Annotated in this window: 28 protein-coding genes and 1 pseudogene; 8 read left to right on the forward strand and 21 right to left on the reverse strand. The window is 70.0% G+C overall.

Going from position 1 to position 26,222, the window contains the following annotated elements; all coding sequences use genetic code 11:
- Nucleotides 1-4: 4 nt before the first annotated feature.
- The gene (locus tag ACK4JY_RS11530) at nucleotides 5-451 is read right to left on the reverse strand and encodes a hypothetical protein (RefSeq protein WP_409605808.1); all 447 of its coding nucleotides are present in this window, start codon (nucleotides 449-451) and stop codon (nucleotides 5-7) included.
- Between the two features lie 71 nt (nucleotides 452-522).
- Here ACK4JY_RS11530 and recF point away from each other — a divergent pair, with 71 nt between their 5' ends.
- Entirely contained in the window at nucleotides 523-1,656 is a 1,134-nt protein-coding gene (gene recF / locus ACK4JY_RS11535; protein ID WP_409605810.1) for a DNA replication/repair protein RecF, read from the forward strand.
- A 4-nt stretch (nucleotides 1,657-1,660) separates the two neighbouring features.
- On the opposite strand, the gene prfA is transcribed toward recF, so the two are convergent.
- The gene (prfA, locus tag ACK4JY_RS11540) at nucleotides 1,661-2,728 is read right to left on the reverse strand and encodes a peptide chain release factor 1 (RefSeq protein ID WP_409605812.1); all 1,068 of its coding nucleotides are present in this window, start codon (nucleotides 2,726-2,728) and stop codon (nucleotides 1,661-1,663) included.
- 136 nt (nucleotides 2,729-2,864) lie between these two features.
- Here prfA and ACK4JY_RS11545 point away from each other — a divergent pair, with 136 nt between their 5' ends.
- Entirely contained in the window at nucleotides 2,865-3,641 is a 777-nt protein-coding gene (locus ACK4JY_RS11545) for a sulfite exporter TauE/SafE family protein (protein WP_409605814.1), read from the forward strand.
- On the opposite strand, the gene ACK4JY_RS11550 is transcribed toward ACK4JY_RS11545, so the two are convergent.
- From ACK4JY_RS11550 to ACK4JY_RS11575, 6 genes are all read right to left on the reverse strand, one after another.
- Nucleotides 3,638-4,234: a glutathione S-transferase family protein gene (locus tag ACK4JY_RS11550; RefSeq protein ID WP_409605816.1), complete on the reverse strand. Its 597-nt coding sequence runs from the start codon at nucleotides 4,232-4,234 to the stop codon at nucleotides 3,638-3,640. The genes ACK4JY_RS11545 and ACK4JY_RS11550 overlap by 4 nt on opposite strands.
- A 2-nt stretch (nucleotides 4,235-4,236) precedes the next feature.
- Nucleotides 4,237-5,109, reverse strand: coding sequence for an alpha/beta hydrolase family protein (locus ACK4JY_RS11555; protein ID WP_409605818.1), 873 nt, complete (start codon nucleotides 5,107-5,109; stop codon nucleotides 4,237-4,239).
- Between the two features lie 67 nt (nucleotides 5,110-5,176).
- Nucleotides 5,177-6,316: a flavodoxin-dependent (E)-4-hydroxy-3-methylbut-2-enyl-diphosphate synthase gene (gene ispG / locus ACK4JY_RS11560; RefSeq protein WP_409605820.1), complete on the reverse strand. Its 1,140-nt coding sequence runs from the start codon at nucleotides 6,314-6,316 to the stop codon at nucleotides 5,177-5,179.
- Between the two features lie 56 nt (nucleotides 6,317-6,372).
- Nucleotides 6,373-7,419 (reverse strand): helix-turn-helix domain-containing protein, encoded by a 1,047-nt coding sequence (locus tag ACK4JY_RS11565; RefSeq protein ID WP_409605822.1) that lies wholly within the window; start codon nucleotides 7,417-7,419, stop codon nucleotides 6,373-6,375.
- Between the two features lie 251 nt (nucleotides 7,420-7,670).
- A complete protein-coding gene (gene ptsP, locus ACK4JY_RS11570) occupies nucleotides 7,671-9,875 on the reverse strand; it encodes a phosphoenolpyruvate--protein phosphotransferase (protein WP_409605824.1) in 2,205 nt (734 codons plus the stop codon).
- 113 nt (nucleotides 9,876-9,988) lie between these two features.
- Nucleotides 9,989-11,263 carry an aspartate kinase gene (locus ACK4JY_RS11575; RefSeq protein ID WP_409605826.1) on the reverse strand — a complete coding sequence of 425 codons (1,275 nt, stop codon included), beginning with the start codon at nucleotides 11,261-11,263 and terminating at the stop codon, nucleotides 9,989-9,991.
- 55 nt (nucleotides 11,264-11,318) lie between these two features.
- On the opposite strand from ACK4JY_RS11575, the gene ubiG reads away from it, so the two are divergent.
- A complete protein-coding gene (gene ubiG, locus ACK4JY_RS11580; RefSeq protein ID WP_409605828.1) occupies nucleotides 11,319-12,137 on the forward strand; it encodes a bifunctional 2-polyprenyl-6-hydroxyphenol methylase/3-demethylubiquinol 3-O-methyltransferase UbiG in 819 nt (272 codons plus the stop codon).
- Nucleotides 12,138-12,155: 18 nt separating this feature from the next.
- Here ubiG and ACK4JY_RS11585 read toward each other — a convergent pair whose 3' ends face one another.
- Genes ACK4JY_RS11585 through ACK4JY_RS11615 form a run of 7 tightly spaced genes read right to left on the reverse strand, consistent with a single transcriptional unit; the run spans nucleotide 12,156 to nucleotide 16,639 of the window.
- A complete protein-coding gene (locus tag ACK4JY_RS11585) occupies nucleotides 12,156-13,016 on the reverse strand; it encodes a GNAT family N-acetyltransferase (protein WP_409605830.1) in 861 nt (286 codons plus the stop codon).
- The gene (locus ACK4JY_RS11590) at nucleotides 12,971-13,429 is read right to left on the reverse strand and encodes a DUF6265 family protein (RefSeq protein WP_409605831.1); all 459 of its coding nucleotides are present in this window, start codon (nucleotides 13,427-13,429) and stop codon (nucleotides 12,971-12,973) included. Before ACK4JY_RS11590 ends, ACK4JY_RS11585 begins: the two co-directional genes overlap by 46 nt.
- 32 nt (nucleotides 13,430-13,461) lie before the next feature.
- Nucleotides 13,462-14,280 carry a DUF6597 domain-containing transcriptional factor gene (locus tag ACK4JY_RS11595; protein WP_409605833.1) on the reverse strand — a complete coding sequence of 273 codons (819 nt, stop codon included), beginning with the start codon at nucleotides 14,278-14,280 and terminating at the stop codon, nucleotides 13,462-13,464.
- 6 nt (nucleotides 14,281-14,286) lie between these two features.
- On the reverse strand, nucleotides 14,287-14,718 hold the full coding sequence (locus ACK4JY_RS11600) for a DUF1178 family protein (protein WP_409605835.1): 432 nt from the start codon (nucleotides 14,716-14,718) through the stop codon (nucleotides 14,287-14,289).
- Nucleotides 14,715-15,554 carry a carbon-nitrogen hydrolase family protein gene (locus ACK4JY_RS11605; protein ID WP_409605837.1) on the reverse strand — a complete coding sequence of 280 codons (840 nt, stop codon included), beginning with the start codon at nucleotides 15,552-15,554 and terminating at the stop codon, nucleotides 14,715-14,717. Before ACK4JY_RS11605 ends, ACK4JY_RS11600 begins: the two co-directional genes overlap by 4 nt.
- Complete coding sequence (gene grxC, locus ACK4JY_RS11610) at nucleotides 15,551-15,808, reverse strand: glutaredoxin 3 (RefSeq protein WP_409605839.1); 258 nt, start codon at nucleotides 15,806-15,808, stop codon at nucleotides 15,551-15,553. Before grxC ends, ACK4JY_RS11605 begins: the two co-directional genes overlap by 4 nt.
- Before the next feature lie 24 nt (nucleotides 15,809-15,832).
- Nucleotides 15,833-16,639: a phosphoribosyltransferase family protein gene (locus ACK4JY_RS11615; protein ID WP_409605841.1), complete on the reverse strand. Its 807-nt coding sequence runs from the start codon at nucleotides 16,637-16,639 to the stop codon at nucleotides 15,833-15,835.
- On the opposite strand from ACK4JY_RS11615, the gene ACK4JY_RS11620 reads away from it, so the two are divergent.
- Entirely contained in the window at nucleotides 16,638-17,516 is an 879-nt protein-coding gene (locus tag ACK4JY_RS11620; protein WP_409605843.1) for a methyltransferase domain-containing protein, read from the forward strand. The two genes, ACK4JY_RS11615 and ACK4JY_RS11620, sit on opposite strands and share 2 nt — an antisense overlap.
- Nucleotides 17,517-17,522: 6 nt before the next feature.
- Here the strand turns inward: ACK4JY_RS11620 and ACK4JY_RS11625 are convergent, their stop codons facing one another.
- From ACK4JY_RS11625 to ACK4JY_RS11650, 6 genes are read right to left on the reverse strand one after another with little or no spacing between them, the layout of a single operon-like run.
- Nucleotides 17,523-17,705, reverse strand: coding sequence for a Flp family type IVb pilin (locus tag ACK4JY_RS11625; protein ID WP_409605845.1), 183 nt, complete (start codon nucleotides 17,703-17,705; stop codon nucleotides 17,523-17,525).
- An 18-nt stretch (nucleotides 17,706-17,723) separates the two neighbouring features.
- On the reverse strand, nucleotides 17,724-18,128 hold the full coding sequence (locus ACK4JY_RS11630) for a (deoxy)nucleoside triphosphate pyrophosphohydrolase (protein WP_409605847.1): 405 nt from the start codon (nucleotides 18,126-18,128) through the stop codon (nucleotides 17,724-17,726).
- Nucleotides 18,125-18,442: a type II toxin-antitoxin system RelE/ParE family toxin gene (locus tag ACK4JY_RS11635; protein ID WP_409605849.1), complete on the reverse strand. Its 318-nt coding sequence runs from the start codon at nucleotides 18,440-18,442 to the stop codon at nucleotides 18,125-18,127. The genes ACK4JY_RS11630 and ACK4JY_RS11635 overlap by 4 nt, the downstream gene beginning before the upstream one ends.
- Nucleotides 18,423-18,629 carry a hypothetical protein gene (locus ACK4JY_RS11640; RefSeq protein ID WP_409605851.1) on the reverse strand — a complete coding sequence of 69 codons (207 nt, stop codon included), beginning with the start codon at nucleotides 18,627-18,629 and terminating at the stop codon, nucleotides 18,423-18,425. Before ACK4JY_RS11640 ends, ACK4JY_RS11635 begins: the two co-directional genes overlap by 20 nt.
- A gap of 18 nt (nucleotides 18,630-18,647) precedes the next feature.
- The gene (gene argJ / locus ACK4JY_RS11645; protein ID WP_409605853.1) at nucleotides 18,648-20,033 is read right to left on the reverse strand and encodes a bifunctional glutamate N-acetyltransferase/amino-acid acetyltransferase ArgJ; all 1,386 of its coding nucleotides are present in this window, start codon (nucleotides 20,031-20,033) and stop codon (nucleotides 18,648-18,650) included.
- On the reverse strand, nucleotides 20,030-20,989 hold the full coding sequence (locus tag ACK4JY_RS11650) for a peptidyl-prolyl cis-trans isomerase (protein ID WP_409605854.1): 960 nt from the start codon (nucleotides 20,987-20,989) through the stop codon (nucleotides 20,030-20,032). Before ACK4JY_RS11650 ends, argJ begins: the two co-directional genes overlap by 4 nt.
- Before the next feature lie 241 nt (nucleotides 20,990-21,230).
- Here ACK4JY_RS11650 and secA point away from each other — a divergent pair, with 241 nt between their 5' ends.
- The 4 genes and pseudogenes from secA (at nucleotide 21,231) to ACK4JY_RS11670 (ending at nucleotide 26,216) form a co-directional block, all read left to right on the forward strand.
- The gene (gene secA, locus ACK4JY_RS11655) at nucleotides 21,231-24,125 is read left to right on the forward strand and encodes a preprotein translocase subunit SecA (RefSeq protein WP_409605856.1); all 2,895 of its coding nucleotides are present in this window, start codon (nucleotides 21,231-21,233) and stop codon (nucleotides 24,123-24,125) included.
- A 40-nt stretch (nucleotides 24,126-24,165) separates the two neighbouring features.
- The gene (locus ACK4JY_RS11660; protein ID WP_409605858.1) at nucleotides 24,166-24,396 is read left to right on the forward strand and encodes a hypothetical protein; all 231 of its coding nucleotides are present in this window, start codon (nucleotides 24,166-24,168) and stop codon (nucleotides 24,394-24,396) included.
- A gap of 12 nt (nucleotides 24,397-24,408) precedes the next feature.
- Nucleotides 24,409-25,011, forward strand: a pseudogene (locus tag ACK4JY_RS11665) (class I SAM-dependent methyltransferase); the annotation flags it as partial.
- A gap of 41 nt (nucleotides 25,012-25,052) precedes the next feature.
- Nucleotides 25,053-26,216 (forward strand): class V aminotransferase, encoded by a 1,164-nt coding sequence (locus tag ACK4JY_RS11670; protein WP_409605860.1) that lies wholly within the window; start codon nucleotides 25,053-25,055, stop codon nucleotides 26,214-26,216.
- Nucleotides 26,217-26,222 lie beyond the last annotated feature (6 nt).

Here is a 26,222-nt window from a genome sequence, read left to right on the forward strand (position 1 = left end):
CCGGTCAATCGTTCGGCTCGCCGGCCTTGAGGATCGCGGTTTCGCAAGCCGCCATAACTACGGGTCCTGCCCCGGGATAGACCCGTCCGATGGTTTGGTCGGGCGTGAATACCTCAGGCTCAAATATCCGGCCGCGCCGGCCCGACCGGGCAAGGACAGCCACAGGCTTGCGCACGCCGTCGAACACCGCGGTTCCGCACATCAGGTGGTGCCGGCCCAGCCGCGAAGGCGTGTCGGGAAACTGATACAGGGAGTTGAAGACCTTGACGGCCCGATACTGGCCCTGCGGCCCCGTCACGCTTTCCACGATCTCTTCCGCCTGCGATCGAGGCTGAAGGACGAGGCCGTGATAAAGTCCGGCAGGCACGATCATCACGACCGCCGCCAACATCAACGCCACCTTCTGTTTCCAGTGTAGTGTTCCGTCGGCTTGACGGCCGAACCAGCGCATCCGTGTCATCCCGACACGATGACACCGGACTCTTACCAATCGGCGCCCTTGCCTCTATGCCTCGGACGCCGATGATCACCTCCCTGACCCTCACCGACTTCCGCTCCTATGCGGCCGCCACCCTGCCCGTCGCGGCGGGGACGGTGGTGCTGCATGGGCCGAACGGGGCGGGGAAGACCAATCTGCTGGAGGCGCTGAGCCTGTTCACCCCCGGCCGGGGGCTGCGCGGGGCCACCGCGCCCGAAATGGGGCGGCGCGAGCCGGGCGAGGCCGGCGGCCGGGCCTGGGCGGTCGCGGCGGTGCTGACCGACGGAGACGACGAGACGAAGCTCGGCACCGGAGTCCAGTCGCCCGGCGCCGCCCGCCGCATCGTCCGCATCGACGGCGAGACGGCCCAGCCGGGCCGGCTGCTGGACCATCTGCGCCCGGTCTGGGCCACGCCCGAGCAGGACCGGCTGTTCTCCGACGCGCGGGCAGAACGGCTGAAATTCTTCGACCGGCTGGTGTTCGCGGCCAATCCGGACCACGCCGCCTCGGTCTCGGCCTATGACAAGGCCCTGCGCGAGCGACTGCGGCTGCTGACCGACGGGGCCGAGGGCCGGCCCGCAGATCCCCTGTGGCTGGATGCGCTGGAGATCCGGCTCGGCGACGCCGGCGCGGCCGCCGCCATGGCCCGCGCCGAGGCCCTGAAAACCCTCCAGTCGGCCATCGACGCGCGCGGCGACCGCCCCTTCCCCCAGGCCGATCTGGGCCTGTCCGGAGAGGCGGAGAATTTGGCGACGGCCGGGGCGGATAAGGCGACGATTTCGGCGACGCTGCGCGAGGGGTTTGCGGGAATTCGACTACGCGACGCCGCCGCCGGGCGCTCGCTGTACGGCCCGCACCGTTCCGACCTGACCGCCCTGCACCGCGAGAAGAACCGCCCCGCCGCCGAGGGCTCGTCGGGCGAGCAGAAGGCGCTGGTGCTGAACCTGATCCTGGCCCAGATCGCCCGGCTGGCCGATCAACCCGCCGCGCCGATCCTGCTGCTGGACGAGGCCCCGGCCCACCTCGACACGCGCCGCCGCGCCGCCCTGTTCGACGAGATCCACGCCCTGGGCCTGCAGGCCTTCATGACCGGCACCGAGGCCGAGCTGTTCGAGCCAATGCGCAGGCGGGCGCAGTTCGTCCGGGTCGAGGGCGGAACGCTGACCGTCGAGGGCTGACGGCTCAGCCGAACTCCGCTTCCAGATCGGACAGGCGCGCGGCCTGGTCCTCGGCGATCAGGGCGTTGAGCAGCGGGTCGATGTCGCCCTCGAGGATCTGCGGCAGGCTGTGCAGGGTCAGGCCGATGCGGTGGTCGGTGACGCGGCCCTGCGGGAAGTTGTAGGTGCGGATGCGCTCGGAGCGGTCGCCCGAGCCGACCTGCGACTTGCGCGCGTCGGAGCGGGCGAGATCCTTCTCCTGCCGCTGCATGTCGTACAGCCGGACCCGCAGGTTTCTCATCGCCTTGTCGCGGTTCACATGCTGCGACTTCTCCGACGAGGTCACCACGATCCCCGACGGGAAGTGAGTGATACGCACCGCCGAGTCGGTCTTGTTGACGTGCTGGCCGCCCGAGCCGGAGGCGCGGAAGGTGTCGATGCGGATGTCCTTGTCGTGGATCTCGATCTCGACGTCCTCGACCTCGGGCAGGACGGCGACCGTGGCGGCCGAGGTGTGGATGCGGCCGCCGGCCTCGGTGGTCGGCACGCGCTGGACCCGGTGCACGCCGCTCTCGAACTTCAGCCGGCCGAACACGCCGTCGCCGCTGACCGTGGCGATGATCTCCTTGTAGCCGCCGGCGTCGCCCTCGGTGGCGCTGTCGACCTCGACCTTCCAGCCGCGCGTCGAGGCGTAGCGCGAGTACATGCGGAACAGGTCGCCGGCGAACAGGGCGGCCTCGTCACCACCCGTGCCGGCTCGCACTTCCAGCACGGCCGAGGCGTTCTCGTCGGCGTCGCGCGGAGCCAGCAGCAGGGCGACGTCGCGTTCCATGTCCGGCAGGGTCTCGCGCAGCGTCTGCAGCTCGTCGGCGGCCATCTCGGCCATTTCCGGATCGCTGGCCATGGCCTCGAGGTCGGCCATCTCGGCCCGGGTCTTCGCCAGCGCCATGACGGCGTCGGCGACGGGCTTCATCTCGGCGTGTTCCTTGGACAGGCGCACGATCTCCTGACCGTCGCTGGCCGCGCCCATCCGCGCCTCCACCTGGTGGAAGCGGTCGAGCACCTGATCGAGCCGGGCCTGGGGCAGTCGCAAGAGAAGGATGTCCTCGGATGGAAAGGAGGGGAGCCTTAGCGCGAGGGCCGGTGATCTGTCGATGGAGGCGGCCGCAACCAATTGCACGGCCTCGCCTTTCATCGGAGAAGCAGGCTTCGGCAACGCCTGGAGGCGCATGGACACCTTTCTGCTCTTCCTGCTGGTCGGACTGCTGGCCCAGATCGTCGACGGGGCGATGGGCATGGCCTATGGCGTCATCGCCAACACCGTGCTGCTGGCCTTCGGGGTGCCGCCGGCGACGGCCTCCGCCAGCGTCCATGTAGCCAAAATTTTCACCGGCGGGGCTTCCGCCGTCTCCCACGTCATGCACCGGAATATCGTTTGGCGGCTGTTCTGGCCCCTCGCGGCCGGCGGGGTCGTCGGCGGGGTGGTCGGCGCCTATGTGCTGACCGGCGTACCGGGCGAGACAATCAAACCCTTCATCCTCGCCTATCTGCTGCTGATCGGCGTCTGGGTGCTGTGGCGCGCCCGTCACGACCGGGCGACGCGGGACTTCCCGCCGCGCTATTGCGGCCCGCTGGGTCTCGTCGGCGGTTTCCTCGACTCCATCGGCGGCGGGGGCTGGGGGCCGACCGTGACCTCGACCCTCGTCGGCGCGGGCGCCGAGCCCCGCTGCGCCATCGGCACCGTCAATACGGCCGAACTGCTGGTCACCAGCGCGATATCCGGGGCCTTCCTGATCGCCCTGATGACCGGCCGGTGGGACGGCGGGGCGCTGGAACAGCACGGCTGGGCGGTCGCCGGCCTGATCGTCGGCGGTCTGATCGCCGCGCCGTTCGCCGGCTGGATCACCAAACGGGTGCCGGCGCGGGTTCTGACCTATGGGGTGGGCGGCCTGATCATTCTTCTGGCCGGGTATCAGGCGCTGCAGCTGGCCGGGGTCGCCCCCTAGGTCGGGGCCGTGTCCCGGAAGCTGGGTCGCGTCTCCAGCGCCGCCTGCAGCGCGACCAGCCCCGGCCGTCCGGTCCGCCAGTCGACGTCCGGATGGCGGAAGCCGATCCAGCTGACGGCCACCCCGGCGGTGATCACCCCCATGTCGAGGCGGGCGGCGTCAGGTCCGGCGGCGTCCAGCCCGTCGAGCGCCCGACCCATATTGGTCGTCCAGCGCGCGATCCATGACGGTGAGCGTTCGTGTTCCGGCCGGCGCTTCTCCAGCACCAGTTTGACGCCCATCTCCAGCGCGCCATTGGCGAGGGTCTCCAGCCGCCGCACCCGCAACCGCTCCGGCCCGCCCTCGGGCAGCAGCCGCGGCCCGGACCCGATTGCGTCGAGGTATTCACAGATCACCGGGCTATCGTTCAGCGGCAGGCCATCCTCGGCGATCAGGGTCGGAACCTGAACCAGCGGATTGGAGGCCAGCAGTTCGGGCGCATTGGCGTAGGGGTCGACGGGGATTTCCTCGATCCGGTCGGCCAGCCCCTTCTCGCGAGCGACGATCCGGCATTTGCGGGCGAAGGGCGAGGGCCCGGTGATGTACAGCTTCATGCTCAGCGCCTTTCGATGGTCACGCCCTCGGGCGCGGTCAGGGCCTCAAGCGCCCGGGGCTCGCCGAGCACATGGGCCTCGATGAACGCTACCGAGGCGCGGGCGATCAGATCGAAATCGGCCGCGTCGGCGTTGCGGATCAGGCTGTGGTCGCCGCCTTCGAAGACCAGCAGCATCTTGCCGCCCGCGGGGCTGCGGTCGAACCCGCTGCGGTGGGCGCGCCAGTCGTCGACGTATTGCGGCACGAGGTCTTCGTCGCCCGTGATCATCAACGTCGGGGTGGTCAGGCCGGCGTAGCTTTCCGGCGTGACCACGCCCTTGAGGTCGCCCGCCGAGGACAGGGCGACGACCGCCTTGACTGCCGGATCGCCCTGCGGCCCGGCCAGGGTGACGGCCCCGCCGGCGATCATCGACATCAGCGAGCCGAAGGAATGGCCGGCGGCGACGATCGGCTGGCCCGCATGCTCCGCGGTGACGAAGGCGCGCACCGTCGCCAGGTCGATGATCCGGGTCATGAAAGCCGAGGGACCGTCCGCCTGGGCGTTGAGCGGATGACGCAGGGAGTCGATGTGGAGCGGGGCGACGACGGTGAAGCCGGCCTCGACCCACGCGGCGATGATGCCGTCATAGGCGGCGGGATGGCCGTTGAAACCATGGCTGAAGACGATCACGGCCCGCTCGTCAGCCGCCTTCCACACGCTGACGTCGATGGCGCGGCGGTCGGGCGCCGAGAGGGCGACCTGCGTCGGCGCCGCCGCAGTCTGGACGGCCGGAGTCTGGACGGCGGACCGGGCCAGAACGGGCCCCGCGGGCGCCATGGCCAGGGACAGGACGAGCGAAAGGGCGAGGCGTCGAAGGATCGATAGACGGGTCATGGCGCGCATCCGGCGGCGAGGGAGACCCTTCGTAACCCGGAGCCGGCCGCGCCGACAAACCCTGATGCTATTCCGCGGCTTCGAGGGCGGCGATGCGGGCGGCGGTCAGTTCGGCGGCCTTGGCCTCGACGAGGGCGACGATGTGGTCGACCATCCCGTCATTGGCCAGTTTGTGCGCCATCTTGCCGTTCAGATAGACCATGCCGGCCCCCTTGCCGCCGCCGGTGAAGCCGACGTCGGTGTACAGCGCCTCTCCCGGGCCGTTGACGACGCAGCCGATGATCGACAGCGACATCGGCGTGGTCACATGGGCCAGCTTCTCTTCCAGCACGCCGACGGTCTCGATGACGTTGAAGCCCTGCCGCGCGCACGATGGGCAGGCGATGATGTTGACGCCGCGATGGCGCAGGCCCAGCGACTTGAGGATGTCGAACCCGACCTTGATCTCTTCCACCGGATCGGCGGCGAGGGAGACGCGGATGGTGTCGCCGATGCCGGCCCAGAGCATATTGCCCATGCCGATAGCGGATTTGATCGTGCCCGAGCGCAGCGGCCCCGCCTCGGTGACGCCCAGATGCAGCGGGCAGTCGATGGCCTCGGCCAGTTGCTGATAGGCGGCGACGGTCAGGAAGGGGTCGGACGCCTTCACCGAAATCTTGAATTCGTGGAAGTCGTGGTCCTGCAGGATGCGGGCGTGGTTGAGGGCGCTCTCGACCATGGCCTCGGGGCAGGGCTCGCCGTATTTCTCGAGCAGCTCGCGCTCCAGCGAGCCGGCGTTGACGCCGATGCGCATCGAGCAGCCGTGGTCCCTGGCCGCCTGGACCACTTCGCGGACCCGGTCGGGCGAGCCGATGTTGCCGGGATTGATGCGCAGGCAGGCGGCCCCCGCTTGGGCCGCCTCGATGCCGCGCTTGTAGTGGAAATGGATGTCGGCCACGAGCGGTACGCGGGCCTCGCGCGCGATCTGGCGGAAGGCGGCGGTCGACTCCTCGTCGGGGCAGGAGACGCGGACGATATCGGCCCCGGCCTCTTCCAGCTGGCGGATCTGGTCGATCGTCGCCGCCGCGTCCGAAGTCGGCGTATTGGTCATCGACTGGACGCTGATCGGCGCGTCCCCGCCGACGGGCACGGCGCCGACCATGATCTGGCGGCTCTTGCGGCGCTCGATATGGCGCCACGGACGGACGTGGGTGTGATCAAGGCTCATGTCAGGGACAACATAGGCTCGCGATTGCGGCATGGCCACGACGCAGGCGTCGCGGCTCAGCCTCCGGTCGCGCCGGCGACGGCGGTCTGCACCGGGGTCGTGGTCTGAAGCTGGGCCTCGGCCTGGGCCCGGACGGCGGCGGTGCGCGCCGCCTCCGTGCGTGCCGTGGCCGCCGCGGCGGCCTGCCGGCCCAGCGTCTGCGCCCGGGCGTTCAGCCGTTCCAGCGGCGTCTGGGCCGCTTCCAGCGCGCCGCCGTGTTCGCCGTTCAGATAGACGTCGAAGGCCGAGACGTCCTGCACCTCGACCGTGGCCGCGACGCCCATCGGTGCGCGCCAGGCGTCGCCGGCGGCCAGTTGCCGGGCGAACAGCACCCGCCCGTCGCCCATGCGGACGATCAGATAGGCGGACTTGCGCGCCTGCAGCACCACGTCCGAGGCGCTCGCCGCCGCGCCGTGGATGGCGCCGCGCGGATTGAACGCCTTCTGCACCGGCGGCGCGCTGGCGGCCGCCGCGGCGATGCCTTCCGGCGAGGCCGGGTCGAGACCGGTCAGCTCGGCCTCGAGGCCCGGCGTGATGTAGAGGGCCGGCACCGTCTGGTCGGGCGGGGCCGGATGCGGCGCGGTCAGGCGCATGGCCTGGGCCTGTCCCGGCACGGCGCCGAGGGTCCAGCTTTCCGGCACGGTGGCGATATCGGACGGCTCTGGCGCGCGCATCAGGCTGACGCGCTGGAACACGTTCCAGCCGACCACCGCCAGAACCAGCGCCAGTCCGGCGGCGATCAGACGCGGCGAATACCGTTTCACCTCCTCGAAGGCGACGCCGACCGGCGGCTGCAGCGGCACCGAGGGATCGGGGCTCTCGCGCTTGAACCGCTCGACCGCCAGCTGTTCGTCGAGGCCGAGGGCGGCGGCGTAGGCGCGGACATAGCCGATCGAAAAGACGCGATTGGGCAGCACCGAGAAATCGTTCTGCTCCAGCGCGGTCAGATAGCGCGACGGCACCCGGGTGACGCTGGACAACTCGGCCAGCGAGCGGCCGGAATGGGTGCGGGCGAGGCGCAGGCCGTCGCCGAGAGTCGGCGCATCCGTGACGGAAGGAACCACGTCCTTCCAGTCGGGATGGTCCCGAAGCTCCTTCGGGGTGCTCCCCGTGTCCCGCGCCATTTGGCCTGACCCCATACTCGGCGCGCCCGGAAGTTCCATGCGCGCCGTACTCGAACCAGCGGCCTGTACCATATCGGGATGACAGTTCGCGGCTGCGCCCCAGGACCACCCGGCTCCGGCTTGTGGATAACTCATTAGAGTTGACCGATCAACGATTTGTTAGCCATCCGGCCGTTTCCGGCCGTGAGGTTTCAGATCGCGACGTTCAATTTCCGGGCCAGGGATTCCAGCTCGCCCCGGATCGAGCCGGACGAGGATCCCAACAGGTTGGCCATGCCGCGCCGCGCGGCGGGCAGGTCGGTCGACAGGATCATCCGCTTGACCGGTCCGACCCCCCCGGCCGGGGCCGACAGGCGGGTGTAGCCCAGCGTCAGCAGGGCGAAGGCCTCCAGCGGCCGGCCCGCCAGCTCGCCGCAGACCGAGACCGGCGTGCCGGTGTCGACGCATTTCTTCTGGATCTCGGCCAGAGCCCTGAGCAGGGGCGGCGACAGCGGATCATAGCGATCCGAGACCAGCGGATTGGTCCGGTCGGCGGCGAACATATACTGGAACAGGTCGTTGGTGCCGACGGAGACGAAGTCCGTCAGCGGCAGCAGGGCGTCGAGGTGCCACAACAGCGACGGGCATTCGATCATCGCCCCGACCCGCAGCAGGGCCGGCAGGGCCCGCCCCCGCCGCCGCGCCCAGTCGCATTCGACATCGACCAGCTCGCGCGCGGCGCGGAACTCGTCGACCGTGGCGATCATCGGAAACATGACGCGCAGCTCGCGCCCGGCCGCGGCCGCCAGCAGGGCGCGCAGCTGCAGCCGCAGCAGGCCCGGCCGATCGAGACCGAGGCGGATGGCGCGGCGTCCGAGGGCGGGATTCTCCTCCCGCTCGGTCTCCAGATAGGGCAGCACCTTGTCGCCGCCGATATCGAGGGTGCGGAAGGTGACGGGGCGGTCGCCCGCCGTGTCCAGCACCAGCTTGTACAGGGCCGTCTGGGCGTCGAGCCGCGGCAGCTCCTCCGACACCATAAACTGGAACTCTGTGCGGAACAGGCCAATGCCCTCGGCCCCGGTGGCGTCCAGATTCTCGAGGTCGACGGCGAGGCCGGCGTTGGTCAGCAGGGTGATCCGCGCGCCATCGCGGGTGACCGCGGCGACGTCGCGCAGACGGGTGAACTCAGCCTGGCGCTCGCTGCGCACCTCCATCCGCGACTGGACCGCCGCCAGCATGTCGGGGCGGGGACGCAGATAGGTCTCGCCGCTCTCGCCGTCGACGATGACCAGGTCGCCTTCTGACAGGCGGTCGCGCAGGCCCATGATGCGGCCGACGCAGGGGATCTGCAGCGCCCGGGCGACGATGGCGGCATGGCTGGCGGCCGAGCCCTCCTCGAGCAACAGGCCGCGGATCTTGTGCCGGGGATATTCCAGCAGGTCGGCCGGGCCGAGGTTGCGCGCCACGAGGATGGCGTCGTCGGGCAGGTCGCGCTCGCCGGGCCGGTCGCCGGCCAGCACCCGGAGCAGCCGGTTGGCCAGATCCTCGAAGTCGTGCAGCCGCTCGCGGATATAGGGATCCCGCGCCGTGGCGAAGCGGGCGCGGTGCTCGTTGCGGACCCGGTCGACGGCGGCCTCGGCGGTAAGGCCGGTCCGCACCGCCTCTTCCAGCGACCGGTTCCAGCCCCGGTCGTCGGCGAACATGCGGTAGGTCTCCAGCACCTCGAACGACTGGCCGGCCAGCTTGCCGGGGCCGCCTTCCAGCATGGAGTCGATATTGGCCTTCAGCCCGATCAGCGCCTCGCGCAGACGGATTTCCTCGACCTGCTGGTTCTCGGCCAGCAGATTCTCCGGCGGCACCGGCGCCTCGTGCAGGACGACATGGCCATAGGCCAACCCTTCCGCGAATCTCTGGCCCTTGAGCCGCTCGGGTCGGTGCGGCGCCACCTCGATGTCGCGCAGCTCGTCCTGGGCCAGCAGCTCGCCCGAGGCCACGGTCTCGGCCAGGACCATGGCGATGGTCTGGATGTCCTCGACTTCCTCGTCGTCATAGCGCCGCTCGGAGCGGTTCTGGACGACCAGCACGCCGATGGCCCGGCCGCCGCGCAGCAGCGGCGCGCCGAGGAAGGCGTGGTAGGGATCCTCGCCCGTTTCGGGGCGGTAGGCGAAGCTCGGATGCGACGGGGCGTCGGACAGGCTGATCGGCTCGGCCGTCCGCGCCACCTCGCCGACCAGGCCCTCGCCGGGCCGCAGGCGGGTGGTGTGGACCGCTTCCGGCTTCAGGCCCTGGGTGGCGAACAGCTCCAGCTCGCCCGAGGCGCGGCGCAGATAGATCGAACAGACCTCGGCCACCATCGACTGGGCGATGATGCGGACGACCTCGTCGAGGCGTTGCTGAGCCGGCGCCGCCCCCGCCATAGCCTCGCGGATCTGGCGAAGGAGGTTCCGCGGACCCCTCGTCGTCAATCCGCCAACCGGCATGGCCCCTCCAACTGATCAGCGCCCCAGATGGGCGCCGTCACGCTTGTATTCTAGACCGCTTCCAGCCCGTAGGCCGAATGAAGCGCGCGGACGGCCAGTTCCGCATAGGCCGCGTCGATCAATACGCTGATCTTGATCTCCGACGTCGAGATGGCCTGGAACTTGACCCCCTTGTCGGCGAGGGCGCGGAACATGGTCTGGGCCACGCCGGCATGGCTGCGCATGCCGACGCCGACGACCGAGACCTTGGCCACGTCCTCGTCGACGCGCAGCTCCTCGAAGCCGATCTCGCCCTGCGCCGCGCGCATCAGCTCGGCCGCCCGCTGGGCGTCGCGCCGGCCGGTGGTGAAGGTCAGGTTGACAGCCCCCTCGCTGCGCGCCTGGCTCTGCACGATCATGTCGACATTGACGTTCGCCTCGGCCAGTCGGGTGAAGACGTCGGCGGGCGCCTCGACCCGGTCGGACAGGCCCAGCAGGGTGATGCGGGCCTCGTCACGGCTCATGGTGACCCCGGATACGATGCGTTTTTCCACGATTTCCTCCTCGTCGCAGATCAGGGTGCCGGCGCCGGCGGGCAGACGCCCGTGTTCATCGGGTTCGATGAAGCTGGACAGGACCCGCACCGGGACCCGTTTCGCCATGGCCAGTTCCACCGAGCGCGTCTGCAGCACCTTGGCGCCCAGCGAGGCCATCTCCAACATCTCCTCATAGGAGACCTTTTCGAGGCGGCGGGCGCGGGATTCGATGCGCGGGTCGGTGGTATAGACCCCGTCCACGTCGGTATAGATGTCGCACGGGCAGTCCAGCGCGGCGGCCACCGCCACCGCCGAGGTGTCCGAGCCGCCCCGGCCCAGCGTCGTGATGCGCCCATCGCGGGTCACGCCCTGGAAGCCCGGCACCACGGCGATCTCGCCCTTGTCGAGCGCGGCGCCCAGAACGTCACCCGGGACATCCTCGATACGCGCGCGGCCGTGGGCGTCGTCGGTCAGAATCGGAATTTGCCAGCCCATCCAGCTGCGCGCGTTCAGCCCCATGTTGCGCAGGGTCAGGGCCAGCAGACCCGACGTCACCTGCTCGCCCGAGGCCACGACGACGTCGTATTCGTCGTCCGACAGGGCCATCCCCGGAGCGGGCCGCCCGGCGCCGTCGGTCCAGGCCACCAGCTCATTGGTCTTGCCGGCCATGGCCGAGACCACCACGGCGATCGTCTTGCCCGTCGCAGCCTCGGCGGCGACGATGCGGGCGGCGCGGCGGATGCGCTCGAGGTCGCCCATCGAGGTGCCGCCGAACTTCATCACCAGTCGCGTGGTAGCAGGCCGCGTCATCGTGGCGTTTCGCCCCATCTTGCGTGGAAGGCCGCGCGGGTTCATCCCTCGGCCCATGGTCGCTTCTAACGACACGGTATCAGCGCGCAAACCCCAAAGCGCGGGGCCCCAAAGCGGCGGCGACTCCGGCGAGCGCGCCGCGGGTCCGTCGATCGATCCCGCCGACGTGGCGCGTTTCTCGGCCCAGGCCGCGGAGTGGTGGGACGCGCGCGGCCCGTTCGCCCCCCTGCACCGTTTCAATCCGGCCCGCCTCGCCTTCGTCCGCGACCGGGTCGCCGAACGCTTCGGTCGCGACGCCCGGGGCCGCGAGCCCTTCGCGGGCCTCAGCCTGCTGGACGTCGGCTGCGGCGGCGGCCTGATCGCCGAACCGATGCGGCGCATGGGTTTCGCCGTCACCGCCCTCGACGCCTCGGCCGAGAACATCGGCACGGCGCGGGTTCACGCCGACCAGATGGGCCTCGACATCGCCTACCGCGCCGTCACCGTGGAACAGCTCGAAGCCGAGGGCGCCGGGCCCTTCGACGTCGTCCTCACCATGGAGGTGATCGAGCACGTCGCCGATCCCGAAGCCTTCGTGCGCACCTGCGCCCGGCTGGTGAAGCCCGGCGGGATGATGATCGTCGCCACCCTGAACCGGACCCTCAAATCCCTCGCCCTCGGCAAGGTCGCGGCCGAATATGTGCTGCGCTGGGTGCCGGCCGGCACCCACGACTGGCGCCAGTTCCTCAAGCCCGACGAGATCCGGCTGATGCTGTCCGCCGAGCCCGTTGCCGTCAGCGGCCCTTACGGCCTGGTCTACAACCCGCTGACCGACCGCTGGAGCGAGAGCGACGACGCGGGCATCAACTATATGATGGTCGCCACGCGCGACTGAACGCGGTTCACCGGGCGTTCATCGACCTGACGTCGAAGTAACGGGACAGCCAAGCTTGAGGGTGAGATGAGGGGGCGTCCTCCACCTCCACTCCTCGGGAGCTGTTCCATGAAACGTCTCATCATTCTCGCCGCCGTCGCCGCCAGCCTGATGGCCTCGGCCTGCGTCACCGTCATCGACGCCGACAGCGACGACCTGTCCTGGCACGGCGAAAACGCCCAGCCGTTCGACGCCGCCCGCGACGCCTGCCGCGCCTCCACCGGCAAGGGCCAGCACAGCGACGCCTTCCGCGACTGCATGGCCGGTAAGGGCTGGACCCGCAGCTAGGCCGTCACAGCCGGCGGACCATGTAGCGGGCGGGGCCGGCCCATAGCCGGCCAGCTTCGTCGCCATCTCCGCCGTTTTCACCACGGTGAAGCCGCGCTTTTCCCAGAAGGGCGCGGCGTCGTTCACGGCGACGAGCGCGATCGCGGGCCAGCCGGCCGCCTTCGCCGATCGCGCCAGCTGCTCGATGATCGGTCCCGTCCAGCCCCCGCCGCGCGCGTCGGGGTGCAGGGCGAGATCGTGCAGGTAGAGGACGTCGGCGTCGGCCGGGATCGCCTCGATCAGGGTATCCAGCGCCGGCGCGTCCTGCGCCCGCCACGGATAGGCGACGAGGTAGCCCTTCACGGCTCCGTCGGCCCCGGCCAGCACGAAACAACCGTCGGGGCTCAGCGCCAGTCGGTTCTCGAAACAGTCCCGCCCCTCGAAATGGTCGGGGAAGCCGAGGCCGGCGATCTCCACAACGGCGTCGAGATCGCCAGCCAGCATCGGCCGCCAGCTCAGGCGATTGCTCAGAGGGGGCAGCGGGTGTTCAGCGGGGCGGCCGCGAAATTCCATTCCATGCTCCGGGCCCGCCCGTCGATCTCGCCCTCGATCCGGGCCGTCAGGGCGTCGCCGTCGCGTTCATAGATGACCCGCGTCGGAAAGTCGTTTTCCGGATTGGCGAAGACGGCCCGGCGCGGACCGCTTTCGACCAGCAGAAAAGCGGTCGGCGGCGCCCCGCCCGGCTGGGCGACATAGGCGAAGCCGCCCGGCGTCGGGCCGATGTGCGAGACCTCGAACGAGACCTCGCCGCCGGACACGGTCACGGCATGGCCGACGCTGAGACCGGCGCGCGGATCGCTCCACGCTTCGGAGGCCTCGCGCCCCCGGGAACAGTCCAGCCAGTAGCCGGCCATCCACGAAAGGTCGGGCGCGGGCGCGGGCGCGGTCTGCATTAGCATGGCGGCGAAGATGACGGCGGTCGGCATCGGTCAATTCCCCTCGGGTTGATGACCGGACCCTAGGCCTGCGACAGCGGCCCCGGCTTGTAGGATTGCGACGCGATCGCCCGCGCCAGCCCGACCTGCTCCCGCGCCCATTCGGTGGCGGTGCAGCCGAGAAAGCGGCGGAAGTCCCGCGCCATCTGCGGCTGATCGAAGAAGCCCGCCTCAAGCCCGGCCTCCAGCCACCCGAGGGCTTCCGGGCCGCTGGTATGGTCGAACACCCGGCGAAAACGGACGATGGATCGCAGCAGGCGCGGCGGGACGCCGACCCGGTCGCGGAACCGGCGCTGCAGGGCGCGGTGTTCGGCGGGAGAACGGACGGGCGAGGGCCTGTCCCGTTCCACGGCCTCGACCTCGGCCCGGACCGCCGGATCGATGCGCCACGCCCCGGCCCGCCGTTGCGCCTCCAGCCAGCGCGTCAGGAGCTCGACCTGCGCCACCGGATCGCCCGCCGGAGGCTGGAGTCCGGACAGGCGTTCGACCATGTCCAGCCGCCGGTCGGTCGCCTGCGCCAGCGGCTGACCCAGCCAGTCGCGGGCGCCGTCCGGCTCGAAGCGCACGGCCACGAGCTCGACGGCGCCGACCGGCCGCATCGCAAGGGGCTTCGTCATCTGGCCGGCGAACAGGGCGCGCGGCTGGAGTCGAAAGACCCCGTCCGGACCATGCTCCTCGTAGGGGGCCCCGATATCGACGACCAGTTCGGGGCAGCCGTCGGGCGCGATCCGCTGCACCGTCGGTTCGGGCGAGGGGGCCGCATAGGTCCAAAGGGTGCGCACGAACGGGCGCAGCGACGCCGGCGGTTCGAACTCCTCGTAGCGCTCCCCCTGCCCCGGCATCGGCGCTCAGTTCAGCTTGGCGGGATCGGGCGGCAGCGGCGGCAGGGCCGCGCAGGGCACGCCGTCGTCCTTCAGCTTGCGCACCTCGGCCGGCGTCGCCTCGCCATAGATCTCGCGCTTCTCGGACCGGCCCTCATGGATGTCGCGGGCCTCGCGGGCGAAGGCGTCGCCGACATAGTCGAAATTCCGCTCGACATGGCTGCGCACCTCGCGGGCCGCCTGCATGACCATGGTCTGCATCCGGGCGAGGTCCGGGGCGGCATCGGCCTTGCGCGTCCCCGCCACGGCCGGAGCCATGATCTGCTTGCTGACGGCGTGCGAGCCGCACACCGGGCATTCGACCAGCCCCCGCGCGGCCTGGTCGTCATAGTCGGCCGAGGCCCCGAACCACGCTTCGAATCCGTGGCCGTCGTCGCACTGCAGGGCGTAGCGGATCATGCCGGGGCCGCGAAATCGCGGTCGTGGGTCAGTTGCGGCACGGCCGCCCGCGCCTTCGCCACCGCCTCGAGATCGAGCGTGGCGAACAGCACGCCGGGCTCGTCGTCATCCAGCCGGGCCAGCACCTCGCCCCACGGGGCCACGACCATCGAACGGCCCCAGGTGCGGCGGCCGTCCTCGTGCTCGCCGGCCTGGGCCGGGGCCAGCACATAGCAGCCGGTTTCGATGGCCCGGGCGCGCAGCAAGGTCTCCCAATGCGCCTCCCCGGTCGGCACGGTGAAGGCGGCGGGCACGGCGATCATCACCGCCCCGGTCTTGGCCAGGGCGCGATACAGCTGCGGAAAGCGGATGTCGTAGCAGATGGTCAGGCCCAGCCGGCCCCACGGCGTGTCGGCGATAACCGCGCTGTCGCCCGGGCGGATCGCGGCGCTCTCGCGCCAGCGCTCGCCGGTCGGCAGGTCGACGTCATAGACGTGCAGCTTGTCATAGGTTGCAACCACGCCGCCCTGGTCGTCGACCAGGAGCGACCGGTTGGCCGCCCGGTCGTCGCCGTCGTGCCCCGATTTGACGATGGCCGAGCCGATCAGCAGCCAGACGCCCAGCTCGCGGGCGAGGTCGCGCAGCTTGCCGATGACCGCGTCGCCATCCTGGGTCTCCAGAACGGCGTCCCGACGCCCCCGATCCTTGATCAGAAAATTGGTCGCCTCGGGCGTCAGGACCAGTTTCGCCCCGCCGGCGGCGGCCTCGCGGATCATCGGCTCGACATGGGCGAAGGCCGCCGCCGGCCCCGCCGGCGTCCGGGTCTGGATCAGGGCGATCGGGACGCTCGTCGTCATGCCGCCAGCAATGGATCCAGCTCGCCCTTGCGGTCAAGCGCGTGCAGCTCGTCGGAACCGCCGACGTGCTTTTCGTCGATGAAGATCTGCGGGAAGGTCATGCGGCCGCCAGAGCGCTGGATCATCTCCTGCTTCTTCTGCGGGTCGTTCGAGGCGACGATCTCGGTGAATTCGGCGCCCTTCTTGTCCAGCAGTGACTTGGCGGCGGAGCAGTAGGGGCAACCGGGTTTGGTGTAGATGACGATGTCGGCCAAGGGGAACTCCAGTTTCTGTAACCGTTATGTAGGCATTTCGCGCGCCGTCCGCACCCGGGCGATGACGGCCAGGTCGACGGCGCGGGCACCGGCCTCTGTCAGCGCGCGGGCGCAGGCCTCGGCGGTGGCGCCCGTGGTCAACACATCGTCCACCAGAAGGATGCGGCGCCCCTTGATCCGGCGTCGCCCGTCCTCACTGACGGCGAAGGCCTTTTTGACATTGAGCCGCCGCCCCCGCGCCGACTTGCCGCCCTGGGTCGTCGTATGGGTCTGCCGGATCAGGGCGTCCGGCAGATAGTCCAACCCCGCCCCGCGCGCCAACGGCCGGGCGATCTCGGCGGCCTGGTTGAACCGCCGCGAAAGCAGCCGGAACCGGTGCAGCGGCACGGGCGCGACGGCGTCGGCCGTCTCCAGCAAGGGCGCGGCTGAGCGGCTCAGCCAGCGCGCGAACAGCGGCGCAAACGGCTGGTGGTCGCCATGCTTGAACTTGAGGATCAGGCCCCGCGAGGCCTCGTCATAGACGCAGGCCGCCCGCGCCCGCTCGAAGGCGTAGGGCTGCGCCAGACAGGCCGCGCACCGGACCGCGGCGAAAGCGCCCCCGTCCATCTCGAACCCCGCCCCACAGCCGTCGCAGACGGGATCCTCGAGGAAGATCACCCGGCTCCAGGCGTCCGCCGTCAGCCCGGCCGAGGCCGTCGCCTCCGGGCTGTCATGGGCCAGCGGCGGCATCAGCAGGTCAGCGGCGCCGCGGCCCAGTCCGCGCAGGCCCAGCTCGATCCGCGATCGCCCCGCTTCCAATCGGTCGCGCCAGCCCCCATCCTGATGCGTCATGAACGCCTCCCCCGGTCCGCCCGAAATCTTCGACAGCCGACGCCGCGCGGCGAAGCTGGCGCGGAGCGAGTCCTCCTTCGCCGCCGCCGACTTCCTTCACGTCCGGGCCGCCGAGAATGCGGTGCACAGCCTCGAGGTCATCCTGCGCGACTTTCCGGAGGTCGTCGACCTGTCGGCCCGCCCGGGGCCGTTCGCGCGCCTGCTGGCCGACAGCGCGACGGCCGGGCGGGTCGGCGCGGTGCAGGTTGTCAGCGACGGAGCGGACCCGGGGGCAGCCCCCCTCGAACTACCGGACCAGTCCCGCGACCTGATCGTCTCGCTGATGAGTCTGCACTGGGCCAACGACCTGCCCGGCGCCCTGGCCCAGATCCGCCGCGCCCTGCGGCCCGACGGCCTGTTCCTCGGCACGCTGCTGGGCGCCGGGACGCTGAAGGAGCTGCGCGGGGTCCTGACCCAGGCCGAGCTCGAGGTGCGCGGCGGGGCCCAGGCGCGGGTCTCGCCCTTCGCCGACGGCTTCGACGGCGCCGCCCTGCTGCAGCGGGCCGGCTTCGCCCTGCCGGTGGCCGACGTGGACCGGCTGACCGTTCGCTACCCCGACCTGTACGCCCTCGTGCGCGACCTGCGCGCCATGGGCGAGACCAACGCCCTGGCCGGCCCCGTCCGGCCTATGACCCGCGGCATGCTGGCGCGGGCGGCCGAGATCTACGCCGAACGCCATGGCGAGGCTGACGGGCGCATTCCGGCCACCTTCGAGATCATCCATCTGGCCGGCTGGGCCCCGCACGAAAGTCAGCAGAAGCCGTTGCCCCGCGGCTCGGCCAAGGTCCGCCTGGCCGACGCCCTGGGCGTCAAGGAATGGACCGGCGAAGAGGACTGAGCCGGCTCAGCGGCCGCGCATTGCCGCCGTGAGCCCGTTCATCGCCGCATTGAACGTGCCGCTTCCGGTGTCGGCGAAGGCGGTGATGGCCCCGAGGGCGACCAGAAAGACCAGAGCGGCGATCAGGCCGTACTCGAGCGAGGTCGCGCCGCGCTGATCGGCGAGAAAGCGGGGGATGAAACCTCGCATGGCCCCCTCCCTTGGCGGCTAGAGCAGGTCGCGCAGCCAGGCGACCAGGGGTTCGTCGGCCGGCGGCATCGGATAGTCGGCCAGCTGGTTCGGCCGCACCCATTTCAGCGCCGCGTGCTCGCGGTTCTGAACGGCGCCCGACCAGCGTCGGCACAGATACAGTGGCATCAACAGGTGAAAGGATTCGTAAGCGTGGCTGGCGAAAACGAACGGCGCCAGGCAGGCCTCGTTCACATCGATGTCCAGCTCTTCCTTCAGTTCGCGGATCAGCGCCCCCTCCGGCCGCTCGCCCGGCTCCACCTTGCCGCCCGGAAACTCCCACAGCCCGGCCAGTTGCTTGCCTTCGGGCCGCTGCGCGATCAGCACCCGGCCGCCCGCATCGATCAGGGCCACGGCGACGACGAGGACGGTGGGTGTGGTCAAGGCTCTCGTCCGGCGAAGAAGGTTGCAAGGTCCCTTCCCCAGTAGCTGATTCCGAGGATGTGCACGGCGCCGTCGTGGACGAAGAATTTGATTGCCGCGCGACGCCGCACCGTCAGAACCCGCACCCGGTCGTCGTCGGGATCGAGGCTGCGTCCGATCATCGGGAACCAGCGCAGGCCTTCGCACGCCCGCTTGATCTCCAGCAGGAAGCGCTCCGCGGCGAGCGGCCGGTCGGCGGCGATGTAGTCGAACAGGTCGTCGAGATCCCGGATCGCCTCGCGCCGGTAGATCAGGTCAAGCGGCGCGGGCGGCACGCTTCATGCGCTGTTCGAGGCGCGACCAGACGACGTCGTGACTGACGCCGTCCGCCGGATCGTCCAGAACGGCCTGAACCTGGGCCCGCAAGCGATCCAGCGCGTCGTTCCCCAGCTCGCCGCGCGACAGGGCTTCGAACTCGGCGTCGCTCAGACAAACATCAGGTCGGGCAGGATCTTGAGACATGGCGCGAAACTATCACAATCAGCTGCGATATTCTCCGTTGATCTCGACGTAGCGCTTGGTCAGATCGCAGGTCCAGACCGTCGCCGAGGCCCGGCCCGCGCCGACGTCGACGGTGATGTCGATCTCGGCGTTCTTCATATAGGCGCTCATCTTCGCCTCGTCGTAGTGCGGCGAGGGAGCCCCCTCGATCGCCGCGACATGGGGGCCGAAGCGGATCGCCAGACGGTCGCGGTCGACCGGCTCCTCGGTCTTGCCGACGGCCATCACCACCCGGCCCCAGTTGGCGTCCTCGCCGGCCAGCGCCGTCTTGACCAGCGGGCTGTCGGCGATCGACTTGGCCAGCTTGCGCGCCGAGGCGGGGCTGGCCGCGCCGTCGACGGTGATCTTGACGAATTTGGTCGCCCCCTCGCCGTCGCGCACCAGCTGGTGGGCGAGATCCAGCATCACCCGGTCGAGGGCGCGCGAGAAGTCCTTCAGCCGACGGTCGCCAACCCGGCCGATGCGCGGCGCGCCCGACGCCCCGGTGGCGAACAGCAGGCAGGTGTCATTGGTCGAGGTGTCGCCGTCGACGGTGACGCTGTTGAAGGTGGTCCGCACGTGCAGGCCCAGCATGGCGCGCAGCACGTTCGGATGGATGTCGGCGTCGGTGACGATGAAGGCCAGCATCGTTGCCATGTCCGGCGCGATCATGCCCGACCCCTTGGCGATGCCGGCGATGCGCACCTTGTGGCCGTCGATCTCGCACTCGGCGAAAGACCCCTTGGGGAAGGTGTCGGTGGTCATGATCCCCAGACCGGCCTTCAGCCAAGCGTCCGGGTCCAGCCGCGCCTCGATGTCGTTCAGCCGGGCGGCGATCTTGCGGTCGTCCAGCACCACCCCGATCACCCCGGTCGAGGCCAGCATGACGTCGCGCTGACGACAGCCGAAGCGCTTGGCCACCTCGGAGGCGGTGCGCCGGGCCGCGTCGGCCCCGGCCTTGCCGGTGAAGGCGTTGGCGCAGCCGGCGTTGACCACCAGCGCCCGCACCTCCGAACCGCCGTCGGGCGCGTCCAGATGGCGACGGCACCAGTCCACCGGGGCCGAGCCGACCTTGTGCCGGGTGAACACCCCGGCGCAGCTGGTGCCGCGGGCGAAGCTGAACACCACCAGGTCGTCGCGCTCATGCTTGTAGAAGCCGGCCCGGGCGGTGGCGATCTCGACCCCCGCGATCGGCGGAATGACCGGAAAGGGCACGGCCAGTGGAGAAATCTCCAGACCCGGCTTGCCGGGCGCGGCCGGGGCGGCGGGGCGCGTCGGGGTCGTGGCGCGTTTCAGCGCCGTGGCCAGCGGGTCCAGCGCCTTTTCCAGCGCCTGTTCGATCTTCTGGCCGGCCGAACCGCGGCCGGCCTCGGGCCCGCGGCTCATGAGGCCTTCGCCGGCGCGGCGGCGGCGGGCGCCGGCGCGGCGGGGCGGGCGGCGGGCGCCTTCTGCGGGGCCGAGGCCGGCTCCGGCGACGCCGTGGCGCCGTTCAGCAACACCTCGACCTCGGCCTTGCCGCGCAACTGCTCCAGCAACTGGCGCACGCCCTCATAGGTCAGATAGCGGACGATCTGCGGCCGCGCCTGCTCCAGCGTCGGCGGCGTCTCCTTGCGGCGGTCCTCGACCCGCAGCACGGCCCAGCCGCCCTCGGTCTGGAACGGGCCGACCGTCGAGCCGGCCGGCCGGTCGCGCAGGGCGTCGGCGTAGGTCTGGGGCAGGACGTCCAGCGTCGCATAGCCGAGGTCGCCGCCCGAGAAGCGCGTCGCCTCGTCGATCGACCGCTGCTGCGCCACTGCCTCGAACGCCGCGCCCTGGGCCAGCAGGCCGATGACCGCGTCGGCCTCCTCGCGAGTGCGCGACAGGATCAGGCGGCTGCGAATTTCTTCCGAGGTCTCGGCCAGCCGGACCTGTTCGCGATAGATCGTCTCCACCGCCTTGTCGTCGATGGTGCCGTTGACGACCGTCTCGACCAGCATGTCGCCGAGAATGCGCTCGCGCGTCGCCGCCAGCCGCCGCTGCGCCAGCGCCGAATTGTCGAGCCCGCGCCGTTCGGCCTCGCGCGCCAGCAGCTTCTGGTCGATGACCTCGTCCAGCACCCGCCGGAACAGGTCCGAGGTCACGTCCAGCGGCTCGCCCTCGCCCACCAGGCCCTGGGCCACGGCCTCGCGTTTGACGTCGGAGGCCCAGATGGTCTCGCTCTCGACCTCGGCCACCGCGCGGTCGCCCGGCTCCGGGGCCCGGTCAGAGCCGCCGCCCCGGCCGCAGGCGGACACGGCGAGCACGACAGCAAGCACCGCCGGGAACAGGGCTCGGGCCAGAATCCGGGGCTGGGTCAGGCGCATTTCGGGGCAAGCTCCGTCACGGGCGGCAAAGGCCCTCGCGTTGACAGGGATAAGGCCGGTGCTTAAGTCCCGCCTGCGCCCAAGTCGAGGGATTTTCGAACGTTCGCGCGACCCTTGCGCGCGCCTGAGACAGGGCGCCGGGTCGCCGCCGCCGGGGCCTCGCCCGGTGCAACATCGCCCCCGCTCCTTCGGGACCGTTCTATACCAGAGCCCCAGCCGCTCGCCCGCCTTCGGATCATTCATGCTCGGCATTGCCAAGAAGTTTTTCGGCTCCTCCAATGACCGCAAGGTCAAGGACTTCATGAGCCGGGTTCAGAAGATCAACGACCTGGAGGGCAAGTTCGCCGCCCTGTCGGACGACGAGCTGCGGATGATGACCGACGCCTTCCGCGACCGGATCGCCGGCGGGGAGACGCTGGACAAGATCCTGAACGAGGCCTTCGCCGTCGCCCGGGAGGCCTCCAAGCGGGTGCTCGGCCAGCGCCAGTATGACGTCCAGCTGACCGGCGGCATGATCCTGCACGACGGCGGCATCGCCGAGATGCGCACCGGCGAGGGCAAGACCCTGGTCGCCGTGGCCCCGGTCTATCTGAACGCCCTCGCCGGCAAGGGCGTGCACGTCATCACCGTCAACGACTATCTGGCCCGGCGCGACGCCGAGTGGATGGGCCGCGTCTACCGCTTCCTCGGCATGGACGTGGGCGTGATCGTCAACGGCCTGTCCTCGGGCCAGCGTCAGGCCGCCTACGCGGCCGACATCACCTACGGCACCAACAACGAGTTCGGCTTCGACTATCTGCGCGACAACCTGGTCTATGACCGGCGCGAGATGGTCCAGCGTCCGCACCATTTCGCCATCGTCGACGAGGTCGACTCGATCCTGATCGACGAGGCGCGCACGCCGCTGATCATCTCGGGCCCGACCGAGGACCGGTCGGACCTGTATCTGACCGTCGACGAGATCATCAAGGACCTGATCCAGGACAAGTCGACCTACGACCTCGACGAAAAGCAGCGCCAGGCCCTGCTGACCGAGGAAGGCTCCGAGAAGATCGAGGAGGTCATGGAGGCTCGCGGCCTGTTCGCCGCCGACACGACCGGCCTGTACGACGCCGCCAACATCAGCCTGGTCCACCACATCAACCAGGCCCTGCGCGCCAACACCCTGTATCAGAAGGACAAGGACTACATCATCAAGGCCGGCGAAGTGATGCTCATCGATGAGTTCACCGGCCGGATGATGCAGGGCCGCCGCCTGTCCGAGGGTCTGCACCAGGCCATCGAGGCCAAGGAGGGCGTGAAGATCATGCCCGAGAACCAGACCCTGGCCTCGGTCACCATCCAGAACTATTTCCGCCTCTACGAAAAACTGTCCGGCATGACCGGCACTGCCGCCACCGAGGCCCAGGAATTCCTCGACATCTACAAGATGGACGTCCTCGAGGTGCCGACCAACCGCCCCGTCAAACGTATCGACCACGACGACGAGATCTTCCGCACCAACGCCGAGAAGAACCAGGCGATCGCCGCCCTGATCGCCGAATGCCATGTGCGGGGTCAGCCGATCCTCGTCGGCACCGTCTCGATCGAAAAGTCCGAGACCCTGTCCGAAGTGCTCAAGACCTTCGCCTACGAGGTCCCGGTCAAGACGCTGAAGCCGCAGCACCAGCATCTGCTCGAACAGGTCGCCAGCGACGACGAAAAGGTCCGCCGCGACGCCCGGAAGGCCTATGCCGCGCTGAAGGACGAAGATTTCGACATCGAGATCAAGACCGGCAAGGGCATTCCGCACAGCGTGCTGAACGCCCGCCAGCACGAGCAGGAAGCCTTCATCGTCGCCGACGCCGGCCTGCCCGGCGCGGTGACCATCGCCACCAACATGGCCGGCCGCGGCACCGACATCCAGCTGGGCGGCAACCTGGAAATGCGTCTCCAGAAATGGCGCCAGGAGCTGCGCAACATGGCGCAGGAGATCACGCCCGAGCTCGAGGCGGCCGAAGAGGCGCGCCTCAAGGCCGACATCGCCGTGCAGAAGCAGAAGTCTCTGGCCGCCGGCGGTCTGTTCGTGCTCGGCACCGAGCGCCATGAGAGCCGCCGGATCGACAACCAGCTGCGCGGCCGCACCGGCCGTCAGGGCGACCCCGGCACCTCGAAATTCTTCCTCTCGTGCGAGGACGACCTGCTGCGGATCTTCGCCGGCGATCGTCTGGACGGCATCATGCGCAGCTTCGGCGTGGCCGAGGGCGAGGCCATCAGCCACCCGTGGCTGAACCGCGCCGTCGAGACCGCCCAGAAGCGCGTCGAGACGCGCAACTACGACATCCGCAAGAATCTGTTGAAATACGACGACGTCGTGAACGACCAGCGCAAGGCGGTGTTCGAGCAGCGTCAGGAGTTCATGGACGCCACGGACCTGTCGGAACTGGTAGCCGAGTTCCGTAACGACGTGATCAGCGACCTGATCGAACGCCACATGCCGCCCAAGGCCTATGCCGAGCAGTGGGACATCGACGGCCTCGACGAGAAGGTGAAGTCGACCCTCGGCCTCGACCTGCCGCTGCACGACTGGGCCGCCGAGGAAGGCGTCTCCAACGAGGAGATCGAGGAGCGGCTGGTGTCCGCCGCCGACGCCCGCGCCGCTGAACGGCTGGAGATGATCGGCGCCGACCAGACCCGCGGTCTCGAGAAGCAGTTCATGCTGCAGATGATCGACATGAACTGGCGCGAGCACCTGGTTCACCTCGACCACCTGCGCGGCGTCATCGGCCTGCGCGGCTATGGCCAGCGCGATCCGCTGAACGAGTACAAGACCGAGGCCTTCAACCTGTTCGAGACGCTGCTCTATGAGCTGCGCCACAACGTCACCCGCTGGCTGATGACGGTCGAGTTCCGCTTCGAGGCTCCGCCGCCCATGGAGCTGCCCGAGTTCCAGGAAATCCACCTGAACCCGGGCACCGGCGAGAACGAAATGGCCAATCCCTCGGCCCAGAACCCGGAAGGCCAGCTGACCGGCGATGATCGCGCCCGCCTGCCGGTCGACACCCTGCCGGCTCAATGGGAACGGACGCCGCGCAACGCCGACTGCCCGTGCGGCTCGGGGCGCAAGTTCAAACACTGCCACGGCAGCCTGATCTAGGGGCGCCGTCGCTGAGCGCCCCGATCCCACGGAGCCCGACATGACACCGACCGCCGCTCCGGGCGTCCTTACCGAGGCCTACTGGAACGACGCCGGGGGCAACGCCTGGGTCGAGCATCAGGGCCTGCTGGACCGGATCAACCAGCCGGTCGGCGACAGCGTCGCCGACCGCGCTGACCCGGGCTCGGGAGCGAGGGTGCTGGATATCGGATGCGGCGCCGGGGCGACCACGCTCGACATGGCGCGACGCGTCGGCCCGGACGGTCTGTGAGTCGGCGTCGACGTCTCGGAGGCCCTGCTGGCGCTGGCTCGCGAGCGGGCGCGCGCCGAAGCGGTCGGCAATATCGATTTCGTCCGGGCCGACTCCGCGACCCATGCGTTCGGCGCGCCGGCCTTCGACGCCGCCATCTCCCGCTACGGCGTCATGTTCTTCGACGACCCCGACGCCGCCTTCGCCAACCTGCGCCGCGCTGTCCGGTCCGGCGGCGGCCTCACCTTCGCCTGCTGGCGCAGCCCGGCCGAAAACCCTCTATCGCTCGCGCCGCTCGAGGCCGCCGCGCCTTTCCTGCCCGAGCCGCCGCGGATGTCGACCGACGGCCCGGGGCGGTTCGCCTTCGCCGATCCGGACCGGGTCCGGGGCATTCTCGATCGCTGCGGCTGGCAGGGCGTGGAGATCGAGCCGCTCGACGTCGCCACGCCCGTGTCGTTCGACGAACTGATGGTCCTGAGCCTGCGGCTGGGCCTGCTCGGAACCGTCCTGCCCCGCCACGACGAGGCCGTGCGAAAGCGCGTCGCCGAAGCCGTCGCGGCCCGGCTCGACCGCTATGTCGAGAACGGACGCGTGCCGATGATCGCCGCCTGCTGGCTGGTCACGGCGACCGCCTGAGGCGACTGGCGGCGCCGGGTCAGCCGTGCGACATCGGGCGCATGACCCACAAGAGCCTGTTCTCCCGCGCCGTGTCGCTCGACCCCGAGCGTCTGCATTTCGCCGCCCACAGCCACCACCTGTGGCCGGACGCCTCGTTCGACGGCCAGGTGCGGGCCTGGGTCGAAGCCAACAAATTCGCCGACCGCAAATGGGATCTGGTGTTCGGCGACGTCGTGCCCGAGGCCCAGGGCCATGTCGCGCGCGAGCTGAACCTGCCCTCGCCCGACACGGTGGTGTTCGCCCCCAGCACCCACGACTTCCTGCTGCGCATCTTCTCGGGCTTCGAGTCAAAGCCGGTCCGCATCCTGTCGACCGACGGCGAATTCCATTCGTTCCGTCGTCAGGGCGAGCGCTGGGAGGAGGCCGGCGAGGCCGTGGTCACCCGCATCCCGCTGCATCCGTTCGAGACCTTCGACGACCGCTTCGTCGAGGCGGCGCGGACCGGCGGCTTCGACTGGATCGTGGTCAGCCAGGTCTTCTTCAAGACCGGCCAGGTGTTCGGCCGGATGGCCGATCTGGCGGCCCTCGCCGACCCGGCCGGGCCGTGGGTGCTGATCGACGGCTACCACGGCTTCATGGCCACGCCGACCGACCTGTCAGGCGTGGCCGACCGGATCTTCTACGTCTCCGGCGGCTATAAATACGCCATGTCGGGCGAGGGGGCGGGCCTTCTGCATGCCCCCGATGGCTTCTGCCCCCGGCCCGTCGCCACCGGCTGGTTCGCCGAATTCGGCGAGCTGATGGGCCGGCCCGAGGACGTCCAGTACCGCGCCGACGCCGGCCGCTTCTGGGGGGCCACCTTCGACGCCACCCCGCTGTACCGGTTTAACGGCGTGCGCCGCATGCTGGACGAGGCGGGCCTGATCACCGCCGGGGTCGCCGACCACGCGCGCGGCCTGATGCGCCGCTTCCAGAACGCGGTCGCGGCCGGTGAGGCCGGGCGGCTGGACAAGGCCGAACTGATCAATCCCGTCGACGGCGAGACCGCGCGGGCCCGCTTCCTCGCCTTCCGCCACCCCGACGCCCAGGCGTGGCGGGCGAGGCTGATCGACGCCAATGTGGTCACCGACGTGCGCGAGGACACCCTGCGCTTCGGCTTCGGCCTGTATCAGGACGAGGCCGACGTCGAACGGCTGATCGAGGTCTGCAAACGGGCGCTCTGACCCGCC

The sequence above is a fragment of the Brevundimonas sp. genome (assembly GCF_046295595.1).
In the GTDB taxonomy this organism is placed as follows: domain Bacteria; phylum Pseudomonadota; class Alphaproteobacteria; order Caulobacterales; family Caulobacteraceae; genus Brevundimonas.